Consider the following 22,341-nt stretch of genomic DNA (forward strand, 5'->3'; position numbering starts at 1 on the left):
GAAATTTGAATAAATAGGATAAAGAAATGGATAAAAAAGATGAAATGATGTTTGTAAGTCATGAATCCCTTGTAAAAAAGATTTATATTATTAGGGGACAAAAGGTTATGCTTGACTTTGAATTAGCCGAAATCTATGGATATGAAACAAAGCGATTTAATGAGCAGGTTAAAAGAAATATTGAGAAATTTGATGAAGACTTTATGTTTTAATTAACGGATGAGGAAGTATCTGAACTTTCAAGGTCGCAAAATGCGACCTTGAACAGGAGTGCAGGAAGAGGTAGTAATATTAAGTACAATCCTCATGCTTTTACCGAGCAGGGAATCTATATGCTGATGACAGTTCTCAAAGGAGAGCTTGCAGTCAAGCAGAGTAAAGCCTTGATTCGCACTTTCAAGCAAATGAAAGACTACATAGTAGAAAATCAAGGGTTGATTGGGAAAAGAGAGTTTTTGCAGCTTTCGATGCAGATTACAAGTAATGTCGTGGAAATGCAGGATTTAAGACGAGATTTAAGAGATGTGGAAGATCAGGTAGCAGAAGTGGTGGATACCTTAAATAATGTGGTGCATAAATCGGAGCTGTCGGAGCTGATTCTTGACCTTAGCAATCCACAGCTCAAATACGGATTTTTACTTTTGAATGGACAGCCGATTGAAGCAAATCTTGCTTATAAGGACATTTACAGCATAGCGAAAAAGAGTATCTATATCGTCGATAACTATATCGGAAGTAGTTGACCAAGTAGTATATGCAGACCTGATAAACAAGCTCTTGAAAAATCCAATTTTAAAGTTAAAATAGAGTAAAAAAAGTTGATTGGAAATTTGAAAAAAATATGTATCCAATACTTGACACAAGGGTGGTCTTGTGGTCGGATAGGGATACATATAAGTTTTTATGATGAATAACATTTTATTTATGACACAATATGCTCTATAAAATGAATTGTTTAGAGATTTAAATAAAGAGGATAAAGAAATGGATAAAAAAGATGAAATTATGATTGTAAATCATGAATACCTTGTAAAAAAGATTTATATTATTAGGGGACAAAAGGTTATGCTTGACTTTGAATTAGCCGAAATTTATGGATATGAAACGAAAAATTTCAACAGGCAGGTCAAGAATAATATTGAGAAATTTGAAGGTGAAGATTTTATGTTCAGGCTCACCGAAGAAGAAATGGATGACTTGAGGTGCAAAATTTTCACCTCAAGTTGGGGTGGTACAAGATACCTTCCTTATGCCTTTACTGAACAGGGAATCTATATGCTGATGACTGTATTAAAGGGTGACCTTGCTGTAAGGCAAAGTAGAGCTTTAGTTCGCACTTTCAAGCAAATGAAAGACTACATAGTAGAAAATCAAGGCTTGATTGGGAAAAGAGAGTTTTTGCAGCTTTCGATGCAGATTACAAGTAATGTCGTGGAAATGCAGGATTTAAGACGAGATTTAAGAGATGTGGAAGATAAGGTGGCAGGTTTAGTGGATAATTTAGGGAATGTTGTGCATAAATCTGAACTGTCTGACTTGATTCTCGACCTTAGCAATCCACAGCTCAAATACGGATTTTTACTTTTGAATGGACAGCCGATTGAAGCAAATCTTGCTTATAAAGACATTTATAGCATAGCGAAAAAGAGTATCTATATCGTCGATAACTACATCGGAGTGAAAACTTTGGTCTTGTTAAAAGATGTTCCTTCATCGGTAGAAGTCATTATATTCAGCGATAACATCGGCAAAGGACTTCATACCCTTGAATATCAGGATTTCTGCCAAGAATACCCATTTAGAAAGATAACATTCCAAAAATCCGGTGGAGAGTTTCATGACAGGTACATTATTATCGATTGGAATACCGAACATCAGAGAATCTATCATTGTGGAGCGTCTTCCAAAGATGCAGGTCAAAGAATTACAAGCATAACGGAAGTGATCGATCAGATGATTTACACCGACCTTATCAATAACCTATTGAAAAATCCGGTGTTGCAGTTAAAATAGAAGTGGAAAATGGATTGGAAATTTGAAAAAAATATGTATCCAATACTTGACACAAGGGTGTTAATTCAGATGGGTGTAAAGCAAAGTCATAAGACTAGTTAAAACAAGATGCGAGCTTTATGGGAGCTACCATGAGGTTTTTGCAGTTAGTGACCTTCTACACGAAAAAAATCACCTTAATTAAAGGTGCTTTTTTAAATATTATTTTTGCTTTATGCAAGCAGTTTTTCCTCTAAATTAACATCAAGCCCGAACTCTTTCAAGTCCTGCTCCCTTATGTCTAATTCTGCCTTAATTATGTCAAGCATTTCATAATAAGCCAGTGCCTTGCCATCATAGAAAAGGTTGCTCTTATCCTCATCCCACTCTGGAACATGTACATATGGATTCTCTATGTATTCTTCATGTTCCTTAATCCTTTTGGATAAATTTTTGATAGCACGCTTTAATGAAGCTGAACTTTGCTTTGGCACATCATTTTCCGCAAAAAATTGTAAATCCATCTCTAACCCCTCGTTATTTTGTATTATAACACTAAGTTTAGTTCCCTTCAAGTCTCTCGCATATGAAGAAAGAAATGGTTCTCGGAAAGAACATCATTACCGTCGCAATTGAAAATGACTATTGATATTATTCACAAAAGGTTGTAGTATATTTCATGTCATATATTTAATATTCTAACTCCATATCAGGTTTTTTGGGGACTTGACGTAGCTACCAGGGGGGTGATTTTATTTTTATCAACAAGGCTCTGCTTGCATTTTCAAAAGGTTCAGAAAGCAAAATTTCAAAAGCCATTTTCTTACAGCTAATAATAACACTGTTTTCATCGGCAGTATCGGTCTGCCTGAGCATTTTAATAAACGAGCTGCTAAAGTCTATGCAGATAGGAAGTTCCTCTGTATCCATACTTATAGGCTCTATATTTGTCCTGCTTATAGTGATTAAATTCCTTCACAGATTAAATGTAAGAGTGGTAAATGAGGCAGGAAGAAGCATAAAGGATAATGTAAGAGCGAAGATACTCCAGAAGCTCTTTCTCCTTGGCCCTGAATATGCTGATACTATCCGCACAGGCAGCTTGACTTCAATGTTTACTACCAGAGTAGAATGGCTAATGAATTATTATACTAAGTATCTTCCTGTTATTTTAAGTGCAGTGTTAAATGCGGGCATATTTATTATTTTCCTGATGTATGTAGATATCTATACAGGCATGGTTTCCATCGTTTCCGTAGTAATGATGCTTGCTATTCCGATGCTGTTTTTTGGTATTATGAAAGAAAAGGGAAAGAAAGAGTGGGAAGAACACGCTACTTACTACAGTGAGTGTCTGGACGGTTTGCAGGGAATGGTTAGCCTTAAGGCATTTAATGCGGATGCTAAGTATGTAAGGGATATTAAGAACTACGGTGAGAATTACAGAAAAGCCATTATGGCTCATCTGAAGGTCACAATCATTGAAGGTACGTTTTCAGAGTTCTTCTTAAGAGTAGGTACTGCACTGACTATAGCTATTACCGGGCTTAGGTGTGCCTATGGCTATGTGGATAAAAGTTTCCTCATATATTCGTTCTTTGCTATAGGGGCGGCATTTTCCCCTATGTTTAATCTAATCAGTGCCTGGCATCTGGGATTTCAGGGTGTTTCAGGCTCATATTCTTTGAGCGAATTCCTTGATACTAAGAGTGAGAATCTTATGGAAAATGATGTAATAGGCAGGGAGGCAAAAAACAGGCAGGAACTAGAGTCCTTACTTGATGAGAAGCATTTTCAGAATGTTATAAATGGGGATGTCAGGCTTAGCTTTAATAAGGTGTCTTTTAGGTACAAGGGAGCTAAAAAGGATACCTTAAAGAACATAAGCTTTGAACTATATAAGGGTAAGACCATAGCCCTGGTAGGGCCTTCCGGTGGCGGTAAATCCACTATAGCGGGGCTTATGATGGGGTTTTACAGGGCAGATAGTGGAGAAGTGACACTGAATGAAAAGGTGATGAACAATGAAAATGCAGCATTTTTTGGCGACAATATAGCTGCTGTGTGGCAGGATAATCATCTGTTCTATGGGAGCATATATGAGAATATAAAGATGGGAAAGCCATCTGCTACCGATGAAGAGATATATGAGGCAGCTAAAAAAGCTATGATTTATGATTTGATTATGTCGCTTCCTGAAGAGTTTGATACTGGTGTAGATGAGCTTGGCAGCAGGTTCTCTGCGGGTGAAAGGCAGAGGATAGCTATCGCAAGAGCCTTGCTTAAGGATGCGCCTATTCTCATTTTTGATGAAGCTACCTCTGCCCTTGATAGGGAAAATGAAAGATATATAGGGGAAACTATACAGTCACTAAAGTCTGATAAGGCTATTCTTATTATAGCTCATAGACTGTCCACTATAAGTATGGCTGATGAAATCCTGGTTGTAGAAGATGGAGAGATTATTGATAGAGGAAACAGGCAGTATTTGGAGGAAAACTGTGAACTTTTTAGAAGGCTTATAAGAGGAGTGAAATAGATATGGGTAAGATGAAATATGTGTTCTTACTTTCAAAGTATATAAAGAATTATAGAATAAATGTTATACTCTGCGTTATTATCCATGCCCTTTACAAGAGCCTGCCAATATGCCTTGGTTTTGAAACTGCATTAATCGTGTCAAAGGCTATGAGTGGGACTTTGACAAGCCCTGTGATGCATTTTCTAATCGTACTTGCGATGGTTATCGGTATGGCAGTATTAAATTATCTTGACATCTATGTGTCTCATGATGCGGCATACAAGATACTCACCACATTAAGAGGAGTATCCTATGAGAAGATAGCAAGGCTTGCACCGGCGGGGCTTGAGGGCGAAAAAAGTGGAGACATAATGAGTATCGTGCTTGAAGATGTGGAAATATTGGAGTGGTTCTATGCCCATTCGATAATTCAGGTCTTTGTGGCAATCATTTTACCAGTCATTTCTTTCATCATTGTCGGATGTTTTTCACCTGAATTTTCACTTATCCTTATAGCATTTTCGATTATTATTCTACTAATCTCAGGCAGGAAAAATAGTAAGGCTGACCGGTACGGAAGTGAGACGCAGTCAAGGCTTGGCGAGTTAAACGCTGTCATTATAGACGGGATACAGGGGCTTAAGGAAATCATTACATTTCGTGGCTTTAGGGCATATTTTAAGAAGATGTTTAGGTACAATGATGATTATAACAAAGCTTATTTTGATTATTCTAGAGAGGCTGTGGAGGAAGTAACCAACACCAATCTAATCATAGGCATTTCTTCAGTAATCTCAGCCGTTGCAGGTGTGTATTTTGCTATAAAGGGGGAATATTCCACGGAATTTGTACTTCCGCTTATTGCAGTTTCAAGTATGGTATACAGCCCTTTAAGTGAGATGCTCTCTATGAAGAGTAACTATGGAAGAATATTTGCGGCAGCAGGCAGGGTATTTGATTTTCTAAATGAAGAAGAGCCCGTTATCAATAATGGCAGGTTAAATGCAAAAGATGTAATGAGTGAAAATGTAGGGGAATTAGCATTTAACAATGTCGGATTTGCCTATAAAGACAGGGAAACAGGGGCAGAAAACAAGGTTATAAAGGATGTTTCATTTACTGTAGAAGAAGGAAAGAGCGTTGTATTGGTTGGCTCTTCAGGCTCGGGTAAATCCACCTTAATCAAGCTTTTACAGAGATTTTGGGATGTAGATAAGGGAAGCATTACCATAAATGAAAATGACATAAAAGACATAAAGATAGAGGAGTTAAGGAAGATGATTTCCGTCATTCCGCAGGATGTCTACCTGTTTAACCGCAGTATAGAAGAAAACCTAAAATTGGCAAAGGAAGATGCGGGAGATGTGGAAATAAAGAAAGCCTTACAAGATGCCAATGTTATGGATTTGATAAACAGGCTTCCAGAGGGGATAAAGACAGTTGTAGGAGAAAGAGGAGCAAGCCTTTCAGGCGGTGAGAAGCAGAGGATATCTATAGCAAGAGCATTCTTAAAGGACTCGCCTATATTGATAATGGATGAGATTACCGCTAGTCTGGACTATGAAAACGAGAACAAGATAAATGAGTCTCTAAATGAATTAAAGAAGGGCAGGATAACCCTAATGATAGCCCACAGGCTCTCTACCATTAAAAGTGCAGACTATGTAGCTTTTATAAATGATGGAGTCTGCGAGGCTTTTGGGACTTTCGATGAAGTCTATGAGGCTAATGAGAACTTTAGGAGGGTATTAGGGGAGGACTTGATGAAGCCATAGCCATTAAAATTCATTTCGGTTACATTTTTAGAAATATGCAACAATATTAAGAATTTATGTATAAATATAGACATTTGTGAATTTATTATGTATAATGTGTTATCGCGTTTGGCATACTTGGTGTGCCAGGGCCGAATTGTTTGACATTATATAACCAATTGGCATAGTTAATATTATGAATAATTATACTATAAAGTAGGTTATGTTATGCAAACAATACAATCACATTATAGGAGGAGAACGGGAATGGTTTCAAAAAAAGTGTTATGTCTTACCCTTGCGCTGGCTACAAGTTTGTCGACTTTCCAGTCAGGGTATGCCTTAGCAAATGACAAAAGTACGGATTCTTTGAATCAGGCTGCTTCATACGCTGCAGGCTCATTTGCTACAAACTGGAAGGCTTTGCTTGCCAGCGAAAAGGAAGGAATAGGCTCCTTCGTTGTGATGCTTAAGGATGGAGAGAATCCTGCTTCAGTGGTGTCAGCCTTTACTGAGAAGGTGAAGGGCCTTGGCATAGAAGCTGAGATTGAAGAGGTATTTAATACCGAATTTGCGGGAGTTGTGTACAAGACTACCAAGGCTGATGCTCTTAAGATAGCACAATTGCCTGAGGTAGAGACTGTAAGCAAGGAGAAGGTATACAAGAAGTCTGTTATGCCTGCAAAGCAGGAAGGCAGAGCAGCATTTAGAAGCTATGTTCCAAGCAATATCCTTATGGTAAAGGATAAGGTGCCTGCAGAATATGACGGTAGAGGAATGGCGGTAGCCATCATAGATTCAGGTGCGGATGTAAAAAACCCTGATTTTCGCTTGGATGCGGGTGTAAATGTAAAGGTAAGTAAAGACCTTGCAACAGGCTTCATTGCAGGCAGCAAAAAAGGTGCTTATATAAGTGAGAAGATTCCTTTTGTTTACGATTATGCAGACAAAGATAATGATGTATTAGAGCCTGCAAAAGAGTCTCACGGAATGCACGTAGCGGGAATCACAGCAGCCAACCCTGTAGATCCTGAAAAAAACGGTGTAGTAGGTGTTGCGCCTAATGCTCAGCTTCTCATCATGAAAGTATTTGGTGATAAGGCAAAGGGTGCACGTACAAGAGACTATATCAATGCTTTAGAGGACTGTGTTTCTTTAGGTGTAAACGCAGCCAACATGAGCCTTGGTTCAGGTGCGGGTTCAGAGAGATTTATGGATCCGGGTGTATCTGTTGTGATTGATAAGGCAAAGAAAAGAGGCATGACTGTTGCCATTGCAGAGGGTAATGACGGATATTTCGGACAGGGTTCATCAAAGCCTGACGTTAACTACCCTGACTACGGTCTTGCTGCTTCACCAGGTATAGTGGAGGATGCACTCACAGTTGCCTCTATAGAGAATACTTCAGTAAGAAGAGGCTATCTTCAGGTTGAGAATAGTAACCATAATATCATATTTTCAAGTCTTATGAACATCGATAACTATGCTAAAAAGAACGACCTTTATGACAAGTATATGGATGTAGTATCCAGAGGACTTGGAGAGGCTGAGGACTTTAAGAATGATACAGAGAATAGCCTTGAGGGCAAGGTTGTTCTTATCAAAAGGGGCAAGATTACCTTTGAAGATAAGGTTAAGAATGCAAAGGCTCACGGTGCTAAGTTCGTTGTAATATATAATCATGAGCAGGGTGGCTCAAACCTCATGGGAATGGTAACTAACGATACAGAGACAGTTACAACCATGATATCCTATGATGACGGAATGTTCCTTATGAATGAGTCTTCACCTAAGCTTCGTATTGCAAGGAATATGATAAATGTAGAGAATCCTAATGTAGGAAAAATGTCTGATTTTAGCAGCTGGGGACTTACATCTGATGGAGACTTTAAGCCTGATATAACTGCTCCGGGTGGAAATATTTACTCTACATTAAATGATAATTCTTATGGAAATATGTCAGGTACAAGTATGGCTTCTCCTCATGTAGCAGGTGCAGTTGCAGTCATTTTGCAGAGAATTGAGAAGGAGTATCCTGACATCACCGAGGAGGCTAAGCAGCTGCTTACAAAGAATCTCCTTATGAGTTCAGCTCTACCTCACAAGAGTCTGGTAAATGGACTCTACAGCTCACCTAGACAGCAGGGTGCAGGTGTATTAAACCTTTACAATGCTATCTATGCGCCTGCTGTATTATACGGAAAGAACCACGTTACGAGTGTAAACCTTGGAAGCATTCCTAAGGGTGGCAATGCTGATGTAAATGTAACAGTTGAGAACATTACCAAGGGCAGCATTACTTACAATGCAAAGCTTTATCTCACTACAGATGGAGTTGAGACAGACCAATATGGAAGTAAGCACTTCACTCTAGACCCTGTAACTCTTGGCGCTATTGAACTTGGAAGCGTAACAGTGGAGGCAGGAAAGAGTGCCAATGTTAAGGCAGCGGTAGATGTTTCAAAGCTTAATTTCCCTGAAACACCTTATGGAAACTATCTTGATGGCTTCATAGTATTTACTTCAGAAGATGAGGTAGAGCTAAGCATACCTGTAACAGGCTTTGTTGGAGACTGGGCTAATCTTCCTGTACTTGAGGATGACATCTATGCCCTTTACAATGAAGGTAAGCTGCCTATATATTATAGCGAACATGGTACATACTCTCACTTAGGCAGCAGCGCTGATGGTGCGCATGCTGTACTTGGTGAGAAGCAGAATAAGGGTAAGCTACCTATATATGATGGTGAGCACCTTGCAATTTCACCTAACGGCGATAAGTCATATGACTATGTCAGATTCTACGGAACCTTCCTTAGAGGCTTTAGAGACTTTACAATGACTGTAAAGAATGCTTCAACAGGAGCTGTAGTTTACCAGAGTAAAGAGGATACCGAAGGTGTCAAGAATTACTATGGAGAAGCTATTGCAACACAGGAAGACATTGATAAAAAGGTATCTACCGGCGGAGACTGGGAGTGGGATGGTAAAGTAGGCGACACAGATGCTCCTGACGGCAACTATGTCCTTGAAGTAAGCTACGCCCCACTTGTAAGTGGTGCCAGCGTTCAGACAAAGACTTATAGCTTTGTAGTAGACAGGGTTAAGCCTGAAGTAGAGCTTTCTTCTTATGATGCAAAGAAGGGTGAGTTCAAGGTAAGTAAGATTAAGGAAGAGCTTTCAGGAGTAAAAGATGTCATTGCTTATACCATTGAAAATGAAAATGCAAAGCTTATTGATGTTAAGGAAGAAAACGGAGAGTATGTCATAAGTACAGCGGATACAGGCAAGGAGCTTAAAGACATCAACCTCTATATTGAAGACTGGGCAGGAAACGTATATGATGCGCCTCTTTCAGAGTCCATTAAGGAAGAGAAGAAGCCTGAAATTACTCCTACTACACCTGTAGTACCTTCTCCTTCAGTTCCTTCAGTTCCGTTAGTGCCTGTAGCACCTTCAGTTCCTGGTGCTACTCCAGCACCTGGTAGTTCATTAGTGCCTTCACCTGACATTACGCCTATGCCAACTAATCCTGATGCGAAGCTTGATATAGACGGCGACAAGACTCCTCAGGGCGATGCAGCTAACCAGGGTTCTGAGTCAGGAAAAGCAGGTAGCATAAAGAAGTACCAGTTAACCAAGATTAAGGCAAAGACAGCCTTAAATAAGATAGTTAAGAAGTTCAAGGCTCTTTTTACCAAGGAAGCTTACAAGGTTAAACTTCTTGTGTCTAAGGAAAAGGTAGAAGTAAGGCTTCCATACAAGAAGGCAGTAAAGGGCTATGTATTCTACGCTGCCAATATAAAAACCGGCAAGCGTTACAAGGCTTCTTACGACAAGAAGAAAAAGGAGCTTGTATTTAAGACAGATAAGTCAGGAACTTATGCTATTTTGAAGAAAAAGGCTAAGAAGAAGTAGTATATAAAGGATTAAAGGCCTAAAAGCAAAATAGTGAAAAAATAGTGTAATTTTAGTGGAATAAAAGCACCTTCTCTGATACAATAAATGTATAGGGAGGTGCTTTTTTATACGGACTGCCAAGCATATAACCGAGTAATCCAAATCAACTAACCTTGTAAAGGCAGAAGTGATGGCATCTATAATTAGCATCAACCACCTCACCCTGCCAAAATTCTGCCCAAAATCTTAAAGGAGCTGTTCTCAGTAATAGGAATAGGCGCATATTTCTTGTTTAGAGAAACGAGATAAGCCTCTTTTTTTGTTGCTTCGAAACTTCTTCACATAAGCATTGAAAAGAAATATGTAAAAGACTTGAAGGGAACTGAAAAAGATGTTAAAGTAGAACATATTATGAAAGATATAACGAGCGAATGGAAAAGAGTATCACATAGGAATGTGAAAGAGGTTAGGGATTTAACGGAATATGAAGTAAATGGAACTGTGTATAAGGTTGATGGCAGACATGTTGTCCTTGATTATTCACAATATGAAAAAGAAGTAGCAGACATATTGGCAATCAAATATGGCAGGGAAGTAAATATGATACCAAAGATATCATATCCGCAAGGAATTTCAACTGCTGATTACCTGATAGATGGAGTCAGATATGATTTAAAGACAATAAAAACAGAGGGAAAGAATGTCCTAAATAATGCTATTCAAAAGAAGAAAAGGCAATCTTCAAATTTTATATTTGATATAAGTGAGTGCCCATTAGCTGAGGGAGATATAATTTCTCAAATTGAAAGAATATATAAATCTTTTAATACCAGATTTGTTGATGAGATAGTCTTATTGAAAAAAGAAAATATAGTAAGAGTATTTAAAAGATAAAGGAGATATTCGGCTGTACAGTTCTAAATAGAACTATGAGTACTGTGGATATCTCCTTATCTGTATTATAGTTTTTTCAGACTAAAAAGTCAAATATTATTTAAGCACCGTTTGTGTCAAGTACTCGAACAGGATGCTTTTTATGCGGACCAGCAAGCATATAACCAAGTAATCCAAATCAACTAACCTTGTAAAGGCAGAAGTGATGGCATCTATAATTAGCATCAACCACCTCACCCTGCCAAAACTCTGCCAAAAATCTTAAATGAACTGTTCTCCGTAACAGGCATAGGGGCATAATTCTTGTTTAGAGAAACGAGATAAGCTCCTTTTTTGCTGCTTCGAAACTTCTTCACATAAGCATTGAAAAGAAATATATAAAAGACTTGAAGGGAACCAAAAAAGATGTTAAAGTAGAACCTATTATGAAAGATATAACAGATGAATGGAAAGAAGTATTACAGAGGAATGTGAAAGAGGTTAGGGATTTAACGGAATATGAAGCGAATGGAACTGTGTATAAGGTGGACAATAAATGCATATTACTTGATCATAATCAAGTAGAAAAGGAAATTGCTAATATATTTTCTGAAAAATATGGAAAGTCAATACAATTAGTTCCTAGAATTCTATATCCACAAAAAATAAAAACACCTGATTATTTAATTGAAGGTGAAAAATATGATTTGAAAATACCTATAGGTTCAGGGAAAAATACAATTTATGATTTGGTAAGGAAAAGTAAGGCACAGGCTGATAATTTTATAATCTGCCTAGATAATACGGTGCTAGGAATAGACGATGTAGATTTACAAATAAAAACCATTTATAGCTCAAAACACACCCAAAGCATCAACAAAATAATACTGATAAAAAATGGGGAAATATTAAAAGTGTTCAAGAGATAAAATAGAGATTGTGGCCGCTCCCAGTTTCAAAGAAACCTTGTGGGGGAACGGTACAACCTCTATTTATTTTGATTATACAGTATATAGCATTAAAAATCAAGCATCTGCAACAGGGTGGTTAGTGTCAATTACCTCACCCTGTTAAAACTCGGCCAAAAATCTTAAATGAACTGTTCTCCGTAATAGGCATAGGGGCGTATTTCTTGTTAAGAGAAACGAGATAAGCTCCTTTTTTGTTATTCTGAAACTTCTTCACATAAGCATTGCCGTCAAGGAAAAAAATGCCGGTTTCGCCGTCTTCAAGTGAAGAAGTCTGCTCAATCCATATAAGTTCACCATCTTTATAAACAGGCTCCATGCTGTCTCCACTTACATGAACCCCGAAATCAGCCTTCTCAGGTATATCCGCTGAGGCATGCATCTCATAGTCTTCCCCGTCTAAGAAGGAGCCGTTGCCTGCTGATACGGCGGCAAAGTAAACCTTTCTTTCTCTTATCACATTGATAGGAATAATCTCGGCAGTCTTATAATCTCCGCTCTTTTCAAGGAGATAGGTGTATTCCATTACCTTGTCTATACCCTCTTTATTCAGATTGCGGAAAGGATTGTCGGGATTAGTTCCAATGAACTCGGTATATATATCATAAATGTTTAAAATCTCACATATAGCAAGTAGCTGCTTAGAGCTTGGCAGAGAAAGTCCTGATTCCCAGGCACTTACGGTATTTGGTTTAACAAAGATATCGTAGCTTGTAAGCCTGTCTGCAAGCTGGCTCTGCTTCAGCTTATGCTCTTTTCTATGCTTTGCTATAGTTTTTCCCAAATTTCTCATAGTAAATCGCCTTTCTGTGTTTGTGTTGGGTATATAAACTGGAACTTCGGATTTCAATTCAGCCTCGTATTATAATTATATCATTGAAACATCAAATATTCAAGCTTAAATCAATAAAAATAGAATAAATAAAAAATTAATACTTGAAATTCAATAAAATTAGAGTTATATTATATACAAGATATTCGAACATAGATTCGATTTAAAGATACAACATCATTGAGTGATGTGGGGGTCACAAGATATTTAGCATTTTATATATTATTTTTAGGGAAAGGAAGGCCACAGATATGAGTAGAACCATACTTCACAGCGACTGCAACTGTTTTTATGCTTCAGTTGAACTTCTGCATCATCCTGAGATTAGGGGAAAGCCTGTTGCAGTTTGCGGCGATCCCGATGCAAGGCATGGCATAATTCTCACAGCGGATTATGAGGCAAAGAGGTATGGAGTAAAGACGGGGATGGCACTTTGGCAGGCAAGACAGCTCTGTCCTGACCTCATCTTTCTCCCTGCAAGGATGGATCTTTATCTTAGATTTTCAAGAATGGCTCAGGAGATATATTCGGAATACACAGACAAGGTAGAGCCATTTGGAATAGATGAGTCCTGGCTTGATGTGAGCGACAGCGTGAGTATAAAGGGAGACGGATATTCAATTGCAAAGGAAATAAATAACAGGATGAAAAAGGAACTTGGTATAACCGTCAGTATAGGAGTCTCATTTAACAAGGTTTTTGCAAAGCTTGGCTCTGACTACAAGAAGCCGGATGCCATTACCACTATGGGTAAGGACGAATACCGCACAAAGGCATGGCCGCTCCCTGTATCGGATCTTTTATATGTGGGGAGGGCGACAGATAGGAAGCTTAGGACAATGGGCGTAAAGACTATAGGAGACCTTGCGCTTATGGACGAGGGCATCCTTACTAAAAAGTTTGGCAAGGTGGGGAATATCCTTCATGCATTTGCAAATGGTTATGATACATCTCCCGTAAAGATTGAAAATACTTCCGCACCGATTAAATCAGTAGGCAACAGCACCACAACTCCGAAGGATATGAGAACTGATGAGGATGTAAAGATTGTATTATACATTCTTGCAGAGAGCGTGGCTGCAAGGCTTCGTGAAAATGGATTTCGTTGCAGAACTGTGGAAATAAGCATCAGAGACAAGGAATTATTTCATTTTTCAAAGCAGATGAAGCTTAAAAATGCCAGCAATATCACAGGTGAAATAGCTGAAGCAGCTTATATGCTTTACAAAAAAAGCTATAGTCTGCCTGCAAATGAATATGAGCTTAAAAGCTTTGGTACGGAATTTTATCAAAAGCCGCTAAGGAGTATAGGAATCAGTGGCTCAGATCTTGTGACAGACTTTTACTGGGAGCAGATGGATATATTTATGGATCCTAAGCTTAGGGAAAAGAGGATGAAGATGGATGTCACTGTTGACAATATAAGAAAAAGATTTGGATTTTACAGTATTCAGAGGGGGCTTATGTACAGAGATTCTATCTTATCTGCCTGTAATGCTAAGGAAGACCATACTGTGCACCCTATCGGGTACTTTGGGTGATGCAAGCGCCAAAGTTATGAAATTAAATGGAACCTGCCCGCAAGAGAATTTACAGTCTTTTGGCAGATAAATAAAAGAGAATGCTGCCAATATGTTGTATAGCTTACGGTATATAAACTTAGTTGAGGGGCGAGATTCGTGTGCGAAGTCTGTACTTTGTATATGTTAAAAATGGAGGGATGATTTGATGGAAAGCCATAAGGTATATGTGGATGTAACGGCTGAGTTTACCAAGGACGGGAGGCTCATTCCGAAGAGCTTTGTGTGGAAGGACGGACAGGTTTATGAGATTCAGAAAGTAACAGATATACGCAGGGCAGCGAGCCTTAAAGCCGGAGGCGTGGGGCTTCGCTACACCTGTATAGTGGATGGATGTAAAAGTCATTTATATTATGAGGACAATAATTTATGGTTTATGGAGGAGAGGTAGGGATTTAGGTGATTGTACAATCATGCAATGGGAAGCCACATAATTACCATATCATGAGAGAAATTATCTGTATTTTATAGTGGAGAGGCAGGACTTACCTTGTTCAAAGCCTTAAAATGTGATATTATCAAGTAAAAGAATAGTCGTATAAATTATGGGTTTCTAGGTGATTTTAAGTTCTAAAAGGGGATAGCGAATATGTTAAAGATGGTTTTTATAGGTTTACTCGTATTTTTTGCGGCGGCCTGCACAGGCATCGGGTTCTTTATGTATCACTGGATGAAGAAAACTTTGGTTAATGGAGAGCCGCTGATGAACCAGCCTGTAAATGAACAGACAAGAACGGGCAAAATGGGGGCAGGAGAGTTATTGGTATATGGCTCCATAATTATTGTTGCAGCTCTCATTGTAGTACTGATTATGCAGGAACAAGAAGGAGGAGGGTCTGCTATCCTTGCAAAGGCAATTCTTCTGCCACCGGTTATGGCGCTTTTTAATGCAAGAAAGCGTACCGGCAAAGCCATGCTTGCTCTGGTAATGGCATTCATGGTCTCATTGTTTTTGATGCTGGCCAATGCGCTTATAGGTCTTCCTAAAAAAGCACCTTTACTGGTAGTAGACCACATTCCTATTACAGCAGCGAGGACGACTGCCAAAGATTTGATTGATAGTGGCTGTGATATCTACATTAGGAGGTCAGGTGCAGGGAGCACCGACTATAATGAACTTCTTACATCGGGGAGCTATGTAAAATATCCGGCTGACCAAAGTGTAAGGATAGGAAAAGGATTTCACCCGGTTAATGACTCTGTAGAGAATGCTAAGTATATTCTTGTAAAAGAGGGGCTTGTTCTTGGAAGCATAGAATTATATGGTGGTGAGACAGAGGATACGGTACTGGAAGATAGTAAAATTATAGGCTTTAAGACTGATGAGGACTGTATAGCGGCAGCAAAAGGAAAGTCGCTCTCATACAAATTAAACGGCATGGATCTGCTTACTACTCTGAAAAGAGAAAAGGTAAAAAAGACATTTGCTGGGAATATATGGTCGATACCTGACAAAGATGCGGATATTACTCAGTTGTACTATGGATTGAAATGGGGAACAAACAGTGACCACCTGTTTTGGAATGAATATTATGCAACAATCAGTTTTGACAAAGAGAATAAAATGACTTCCTTTGAGCTGTTTGTAGAGATTGCAAGGGAGTAAGAATTAAAAATATCAAAGAAAACCCAAATTTATAGTGACAATAAGCTTAAAGGGGGTAACTACATGAGAAATCACGAAATCACAGAGTATCAAAACCTTTTAGACAAAAATGGAAATGTGGCGGAGCCCGGGTGGTCTAGGAAGCAGTTCCAAAGATACAGGAGGAAGGACATAAAAGCTCCTGCAGTAAGGATTAAGGAGTGGGACTACTATCTCATATTAAATAAAGACTTTGGTATAGCCCTTACAATGTCTGATGACGGCTATCTGGGACTACAGTCTGCAAGCTTTCTTAAATTTACAGGAAAGCCTTTTGAGCATACGGAAACCATCTTAACACCATTTCCTATGGGTAAGCTGAAAATGCCTGAAACAAGCAAGGAGGGGAACTGCTTTTACAAAGATAAGAGACTTACCCTCTCTTATGAGCTTGTTGCAAATACTTCGGGAAATGGTAGAAAAAGGCATATAATCTGCAATTTTAAGAACTTTTATAACGGCAAGCCTTTTAAGTGTGATGTATGGCTTGATGAGCCTGAAATGGACAGTCTGGTCATAGCTACACCTTGGAATAAAAAACACGCATTTTACTATAATCAGAAAATAAACTGTATGCGCGCCTCAGGAGAGGTGCAGTTTAATGATAAAACCTATCAATTTAACCCTAAGACAGACTTTGGTACCCTGGACTGGGGCAGAGGAGTGTGGACCTATGAAAATACCTGGTACTGGGGAACTTGCAGCTGCGACCTGGACGGACACAGCTTTGGCTTTAACATAGGCTATGGCTTTGGCAATACAAAGGCAGCGAGCGAAAATATCCTCTTCTATGACGGGGTAGGACACAAGATTGACGATGTTATGTTTGTGATACCGGGAGACAATGGACCTAATCCGCTAAAGGAAAAGGGTGAAGAGGTTAAGTCCGGAAAGAGAGACAAAAAGAGAGCCATACGCTATATGGATAAGTGGAAATATATCTCCTCTGACGGACGCTTTGAAATGGAGTTTGAACCTATCATCGACAGAAAGGCGAAAATCGACCTAAAACTTCTTTGTTCCGACCAGCATCAGGTATTTGGTAAAATGAGTGGAACCGCCATCCTTGATGATGGAAGAAAGATAGAGCTTAAGGATGTACTTTGCTCGGCAGAGCATATATATAATAAATTTTAAGAGGATGATATAAGCATCAAAGGTGTTGAAAATCAAGTGGGAGTGCTTGTAAGAGAAGGTTGACACTTTTAAGAGCTGTGTCATTGAAGGAAGAGGAAGGCGATTCTACAGGCGTAGTCTGTGTTGTGAGGAGGAAGTAAAATGACAGAGCAGGATATAGAAAAACTTATTAAAGAGCAGAATAAGTATTTTAATTCAGGGCTTACAAGGAGCTATGAATCAAGACTTGTTTCGCTTAAGACCTTAAAAAGAGCAATACTTAGTAATGAAGATGAGTTGTGCAGAGCATTGAAGGAGGATCTTGGCAAGAGCAGGGCAGAGGCTTTCATGTGTGAGATAGGACTTGCTATTTCTGAGATAAACTGGCTTATAAAGCATCTTAGAGGGCTAATGAGAAAGAAATATGTCCTCACCCCTCTTGCACAGTTTGCGGCAACCAGCTTTAGAAGTCCGTCTCCTTATGGAAATGTGCTGATAATAAGTCCTTGGAACTATCCTTTACTCCTTACCTTAGAGCCTCTTGCGGATGCACTGGCTGCGGGAAATACAGCCATATTAAAGCCGAGTGCCTATGCGCCCGTGACTTCTGATATAATAAAGAAAATGCTTGAAGAGAGCTTTAATACCGGGTTGGTAGCTGTAGTTACCGGAGGAAGGGCTGAAAATCAGGCTCTCTTAAAGCAGAAATTCGACAAGATATTCTTCACAGGAAGCAAGGAAGTTGGTAAAGAAGTAATGCGAAAAGCGGCTGAGCATCTTACTCCTATAACCTTAGAGCTTGGAGGCAAGAGTCCCTGCATAGTAGAAAAAAGCGCCAAAATAGGTCTTGCTGCAAGGAGAATAGTATTTGGAAAGTTCCTAAACTGTGGTCAGACCTGTGTTGCACCTGACTACATCCTTTGTGATGAAAGCATAAGAGAGAGCTTGGTTTCTGCAATCAAAAAGGAAATAACCTTACAGTTTGGAAGCAAACCGCTTGAGAATCCTGACTACGGCAAGATAGTAAATGAAAAGCATTTTAACAGGTTAAAAGGACTGATAAATGAGGAAAAGACAGTATGCGGCGGAGGCCTTGATGAGGAGAATAACAGAATAGAGCCTACTGTTATGGTAGATGTAAATTGGGAAGATGCAGTAATGGGCGAGGAGATATTTGGTCCAATACTCCCTATACTTACTTATAAGACCTTAGATGAGGCTGTTTTGGTGATTGAAAGTCATCCCCATCCTTTGGCTTTATACTGTTTTACGGAGGATAAGAGAGTTAAAGAGAAAATTCTAAAAAAATGCAGATTTGGCGGTGGCTGTATCAATGATGTGGTAATTCATCTGGCTACAAGTGAAATGCCTTTTGGAGGAGTTGGAGAGAGTGGAATGGGCTCTTACCACGGAAGGGCAGGCTTTGAGGAATTTAGCCATACAAGGAGCATAGTGGATAAGAAGACCTGGATGGATATGCCTGTACGCTACCAGCCTTATACGGGATTTAAGGAGAAGTTGCTGAGGCTGTTTTTAAGGTAGCCATCTACATCCCTGAAAAAGTTGGGCAAAATTTGATACTGTGTTTATGATTGCTAATAGTTATTTAGCTACTTCATAGATTAGACATAAGGGGTAAATTAGTCAGGAATAAGCATGAAGGAAAATGACTATTTGAAACAGAGAATAAAAAACAGCCACATCAGATAATAATTCCTAATGTGGCTGTTTTTTATTCCTATCATTTACATTGTAACTAACAGCGGACTTGCATTAATCATCAAAAATGAAAGCCAGTGTCTTAACTGCAGTATCTATCTCTTAACCCTTGCGGAGCAGCCTGACATCAGGGATTCAACTTCGGCTTTTCTTGCCATCGAGGTATCGCCCGGAGTAGTCATTGCAAGTGCGCCGTGGGCTGCGCCATAGTTTACAGCCTTCGCTGGATCGCCCGTTTCCATAAGTCCATAAATCAGACCTGAAGCAAAACTGTCACCGCCTCCCACTCTGTCAAGGATTTCAAGAGCCTTATACTCATTTGCGCGGTAGATTTCGCCGTCCACATATAGCATTGCTGACCAGTCATTAACTGTAGCTGTCTTAACCTCACGGAGAGTGGTCCCTGCGGCCTTCCAGTTGGTGTATACCTTGGTTGCCTCGTTTAACATAAGCTTATATCCGTCTAAGTTAAGAGAGGTAAGATCTTCTGTATTTCCAGGCACTTCAAAGCCAAGGCAGGCAGTATAATCTTCTTCATTTCCAATCATTACATCTACATATTTAGCTATTTCACGGTTCACTTCCCTGCATTTTTCAAGGCCTCCTATGTGCTTCCAGAGAGAAGGGCGGTAGTTTAAGTCATAGCTTACAATAGTACCGTATTGTTTTGCTTTTTTTACGGCTTCGATGGTGAACTCTGCGGTGCTTTCAGAAAGGGCAGCAAAAATTCCTCCTGTATGGAACCACCTTACACCTAATTTGCCAAAGAGGTGGTCAAAGTCAAAATCGCCCGGTTTAAGTTTACTGGCAGCAGTATTGGCACGATCGGATATGCCAAGGGCGCCTCTTACTCCATGTCCTCTCTCGGTAAAGTTAAGTCCGTTTCTAACAGCCCTGCCAATGCCGTCAAAGTCTTTCCACAGTATGAACTGAGAGTCAACCTTTCCTGCATCAATCATTTCCTCTATGAGATAACCCACATCATTTTTTGCAAGAGAGGTGATGACAGCAGTCTTAAAGCCAAAGCATTTGGCAAGTCCTCTTGCTACATTGTACTCGCCGCCTCCCTCATAGGCCGCAAAGCTCCTGGCAGTCCTTATTCTTCCCTCACCCGGATCGAGGCGTAGCATAACTTCTCCCATTGATACCTCGTCATAGGCACATTCTTCCTTACTTTTAATCTGTAAATTCATAATTTTATCATTCCTTTCGCTTCACTCAAGGCACAAACAAGTTATGAAAAATGTTGTGCCTCTCCTCGTTTTGTCTTATAATCATTGCAAAATATTCGTAATCCGCTTGCCTTTGCCAAAATGGCTATCTACTCATATCGTTTATTTCATAAGTTACAAGCAACATTGTCAACGCTACAGATTCCAACTTTTCCAATATTTCATAGGCTACAAGTCAAACGGTGGCCTTTATAGGTTTCTTACTTTCCTAAAAATCTCCATAGCCTCTTTTGACAGCCTTGTTATCTCATCCCATTTTTCTTCATTTATAAGGTCCTTTGTACACAGCCAGGAGCCTCCAACGGCGGCTATTTTACCAAACTCAAGATAGGTGGAGAGGTTTGACAGGCTCACTCCTCCTGTAGGTACGAATCTGATGTTAGGAAAAGGCTGGGATATGGCCTTAATAGTCTTAAGTCCACCATAGTTTTCTGCAGGGAAGAATTTAACTACCTTGATATCTTCTTTCATAAGCTGCATTATTTCTGTAGGAGTTACAGCGCCGGGAAGCATATATACCCCAAGCTCTTTAGCATATCTAACCACCTCGATATCGCTTCCCGGAGAAACGATGAATTTAGCTCCGGCATCTACAGCACTCTTAAGCTGTTCCTTTGTAATAACTGTACCGGCACCCACTATCATATCAGGAACGTTTAGTGCAATTTGCCTAATGGCTTCTTCTGCGGCAGCAGTTCTAAAAGTAACCTCGCAGGTCTTGATTCCTCCCGCGAGTAAGGCCTTTGCAAGAGGAACAGCCTTGTTGGCATCCTCCAGTACTACCACAGGAACAACACCGCAGTTTTCAATAATATCGTGCAATAACATAAATACCTCCTAAAAAATTTATAAAAAATAACCAAAGGATATTGACATCGGAATGATTATATCATAAAATGTTATATAAGTAAACGGTTACTTAAACGCTAAACGTTAATTTGTTTTCACAAAAAGATAAGCAAAGATTATTATAACTTATGCTTATCGGATGGAAATGGATGATTTTAAGAAGAAGGCTTCAGCTATGGTTACGATAAAAGACATATCAAAAAAAATAGGAGTATCTTCGGTTTCTGTTCACAGAGCACTTAAGGGTAAAGAGGGAGTGAGCAACGAGCTTCGTGCCAAAATCATAGAGACTTCCAAGGAAATGGGGTATGTAGAAAACTATGCCGCAGCTTCGATTAAGAGAAAGACCGAGAGGGTGGCGGTGGTTCTCCCGAAGGGTAAGTGGGAGAAGAAAATGTACTTCGACTACATCTGGCTTGGAATTAAAAAAAGTGCAAAGGAATTGAAGGGATTAAATGTTGAAATAATTCCTTTTGTATGTGATGACGAAGAACAACAGCTTACACAGCTTAAGGAGATAGCAGGAGAAGGTTCTGACAGCTATGGGGGAGTTATAACACTTTCATTTACAAGGGCGCCGGAGATTCTTATGCAGCTACAAAGATTGCTGGCGCTTAATATTAAGGTTTTGGTTATAGATGATCATATCACCACACCTGAAGGGCTTATGTGCATTCACCCAAGAGAAGTTCAGGTAGGAAAGGTTGCAGCAGAATTTGCTTCCCTAGTTACACCTGAAACGGGCAGGGTGCTTGTATCAGGGGGACGTTCTGATTCTAAGATTCACGAAGGAAGACTAAATAGTTTTTGTGATTACATAAGAGAGAATAAGCCGGGGCTTACCTTAGAGATTGTAAAGGGCTACACTAGGAAGATGAACCGCAAGGGAGAGTTATACCGCAATGCTTGTGAGGCTCTTGATAAGTATGACGATATTTGTCTTATGTATGCGCTTACATCACATGATAATGTGGCCTTTGTCGAAGCACTTGAAAGAAGAGATAAGTTATCCGGAGTTTCTATAATAGGTACCGACTTAAATGAGGAAACGATTGAGTTTCTTAAGCAAAAGAAAATGGTGGCAGTTATAGATCAAAATCCTTATAAAAAAGGCTATATGGCATTTAATGCAATGGTTGACTGCCTCATTAAAAAATTACAGGTGCCGGATGTAATGCTATGTAAGATTGACATAGCGCTTGAAAACAATGCGGAACTGTATAACGTTCAGTAAAATATTTGTTCAAATGAGGCTTAACCGGATGTGGGGCGGGCAAGATTTAAGTTGGTATGAAATGTTTGTACATAAAATCAAACAAAAGGGATGTACAAAAATCATATACATGTAAACATCAATAAA

Annotated in this window: 17 protein-coding genes and 2 pseudogenes; 13 read left to right on the top strand and 6 right to left on the bottom strand. The window is 39.3% G+C overall.

All coding sequences use genetic code 11. The features are described 5' to 3' along the window. Nucleotides 1-26: 26 nt before the first annotated feature. A pseudogene (locus JJN12_RS14680) lies at nt 27-734 on the top strand (ORF6N domain-containing protein); the annotation flags it as partial. A 250-nt stretch (nt 735-984) separates the two neighbouring features. After that, nucleotides 985-2,013: an ORF6N domain-containing protein gene (locus tag JJN12_RS13610; RefSeq protein WP_208430192.1), complete on the top strand. Its 1,029-nt coding sequence runs from the start codon at nt 985-987 to the stop codon at nt 2,011-2,013. A gap of 212 nt (nt 2,014-2,225) precedes the next feature. Here JJN12_RS13610 and JJN12_RS13615 read toward each other — a convergent pair whose 3' ends face one another. Further along, nucleotides 2,226-2,516 carry a hypothetical protein gene (locus tag JJN12_RS13615; protein WP_208430193.1) on the bottom strand — a complete coding sequence of 97 codons (291 nt, stop codon included), beginning with the start codon at nt 2,514-2,516 and terminating at the stop codon, nt 2,226-2,228. Nucleotides 2,517-2,809: 293 nt separating this feature from the next. Here JJN12_RS13615 and JJN12_RS13620 point away from each other — a divergent pair, with 293 nt between their 5' ends. The 3 genes from JJN12_RS13620 (at nt 2,810) to JJN12_RS13630 (ending at nt 10,185) form a co-directional block, all read left to right on the top strand. Next, nucleotides 2,810-4,531, top strand: a complete 1,722-nt coding sequence (locus JJN12_RS13620) for an ABC transporter ATP-binding protein/permease (RefSeq protein ID WP_331466947.1) — start codon at nt 2,810-2,812, stop codon at nt 4,529-4,531. A gap of 2 nt (nt 4,532-4,533) precedes the next feature. Beyond that, nucleotides 4,534-6,288: an ABC transporter ATP-binding protein gene (locus JJN12_RS13625; RefSeq protein WP_208430194.1), complete on the top strand. Its 1,755-nt coding sequence runs from the start codon at nt 4,534-4,536 to the stop codon at nt 6,286-6,288. Between the two features lie 246 nt (nt 6,289-6,534). Beyond that, nucleotides 6,535-10,185, top strand: coding sequence for a S8 family serine peptidase (locus tag JJN12_RS13630; protein WP_208430195.1), 3,651 nt, complete (start codon nt 6,535-6,537; stop codon nt 10,183-10,185). Nucleotides 10,186-10,385: 200 nt separating this feature from the next. On the opposite strand, the pseudogene JJN12_RS14685 reads toward JJN12_RS13630, so the two are convergent. After that, nucleotides 10,386-10,451 (bottom strand): annotated as a pseudogene (locus JJN12_RS14685) (hypothetical protein); the annotation flags it as partial. Between the two features lie 127 nt (nt 10,452-10,578). Here JJN12_RS14685 and JJN12_RS13635 point away from each other — a divergent pair. Then, nucleotides 10,579-11,061, top strand: coding sequence for a CdiA C-terminal domain-containing protein (locus JJN12_RS13635; protein WP_208430196.1), 483 nt, complete (start codon nt 10,579-10,581; stop codon nt 11,059-11,061). A 233-nt stretch (nt 11,062-11,294) separates the two neighbouring features. Here the strand turns inward: JJN12_RS13635 and JJN12_RS14690 are convergent, their stop codons facing one another. Next, nucleotides 11,295-11,417: a S24 family peptidase gene (locus JJN12_RS14690; protein WP_328706808.1), complete on the bottom strand. Its 123-nt coding sequence runs from the start codon at nt 11,415-11,417 to the stop codon at nt 11,295-11,297. A gap of 69 nt (nt 11,418-11,486) precedes the next feature. Here JJN12_RS14690 and JJN12_RS13640 point away from each other — a divergent pair, with 69 nt between their 5' ends. Beyond that, complete coding sequence (locus tag JJN12_RS13640; RefSeq protein ID WP_208430197.1) at nt 11,487-11,969, top strand: CdiA C-terminal domain-containing protein; 483 nt, start codon at nt 11,487-11,489, stop codon at nt 11,967-11,969. Nucleotides 11,970-12,102: 133 nt separating this feature from the next. On the opposite strand, the gene JJN12_RS13645 is transcribed toward JJN12_RS13640, so the two are convergent. Beyond that, the gene (locus tag JJN12_RS13645; protein WP_208430198.1) at nt 12,103-12,801 is read right to left on the bottom strand and encodes an XRE family transcriptional regulator; all 699 of its coding nucleotides are present in this window, start codon (nt 12,799-12,801) and stop codon (nt 12,103-12,105) included. A gap of 290 nt (nt 12,802-13,091) precedes the next feature. Between JJN12_RS13645 and dinB the strand changes: the two genes are divergently transcribed. The 5 genes from dinB (at nt 13,092) to JJN12_RS13670 (ending at nt 18,723) form a co-directional block, all read left to right on the top strand. Further along, nucleotides 13,092-14,381: a DNA polymerase IV gene (gene dinB / locus JJN12_RS13650; protein ID WP_208430199.1), complete on the top strand. Its 1,290-nt coding sequence runs from the start codon at nt 13,092-13,094 to the stop codon at nt 14,379-14,381. Nucleotides 14,382-14,568: 187 nt separating this feature from the next. Then, the gene (locus JJN12_RS13655; protein ID WP_208430418.1) at nt 14,569-14,811 is read left to right on the top strand and encodes a hypothetical protein; all 243 of its coding nucleotides are present in this window, start codon (nt 14,569-14,571) and stop codon (nt 14,809-14,811) included. 198 nt (nt 14,812-15,009) lie between these two features. Further along, entirely contained in the window at nt 15,010-16,026 is a 1,017-nt protein-coding gene (locus JJN12_RS13660; RefSeq protein ID WP_208430200.1) for a hypothetical protein, read from the top strand. A 63-nt stretch (nt 16,027-16,089) separates the two neighbouring features. Continuing rightward, a complete protein-coding gene (locus JJN12_RS13665; RefSeq protein WP_208430201.1) occupies nt 16,090-17,202 on the top strand; it encodes a DUF2804 domain-containing protein in 1,113 nt (370 codons plus the stop codon). 141 nt (nt 17,203-17,343) lie between these two features. Beyond that, nucleotides 17,344-18,723, top strand: coding sequence for an aldehyde dehydrogenase (locus JJN12_RS13670; RefSeq protein WP_208430202.1), 1,380 nt, complete (start codon nt 17,344-17,346; stop codon nt 18,721-18,723). A gap of 272 nt (nt 18,724-18,995) precedes the next feature. On the opposite strand, the gene JJN12_RS13675 is transcribed toward JJN12_RS13670, so the two are convergent. After that, nucleotides 18,996-20,093 carry a sugar kinase gene (locus tag JJN12_RS13675; RefSeq protein WP_208430203.1) on the bottom strand — a complete coding sequence of 366 codons (1,098 nt, stop codon included), beginning with the start codon at nt 20,091-20,093 and terminating at the stop codon, nt 18,996-18,998. Between the two features lie 228 nt (nt 20,094-20,321). Next, complete coding sequence (locus tag JJN12_RS13680; RefSeq protein WP_208430204.1) at nt 20,322-20,960, bottom strand: bifunctional 4-hydroxy-2-oxoglutarate aldolase/2-dehydro-3-deoxy-phosphogluconate aldolase; 639 nt, start codon at nt 20,958-20,960, stop codon at nt 20,322-20,324. 166 nt (nt 20,961-21,126) lie between these two features. Between JJN12_RS13680 and JJN12_RS13685 the strand changes: the two genes are divergently transcribed. Continuing rightward, a complete protein-coding gene (locus tag JJN12_RS13685) occupies nt 21,127-22,215 on the top strand; it encodes a substrate-binding domain-containing protein (RefSeq protein ID WP_208430205.1) in 1,089 nt (362 codons plus the stop codon). The last annotated feature ends 126 nt before the right edge of the window (nt 22,216-22,341 follow it).

Origin of the sequence: Catonella massiliensis, assembly GCF_016651435.1 — a bacterium.
GTDB classification, from domain to species: domain Bacteria; phylum Bacillota; class Clostridia; order Lachnospirales; family Lachnospiraceae; genus Catonella; species Catonella massiliensis.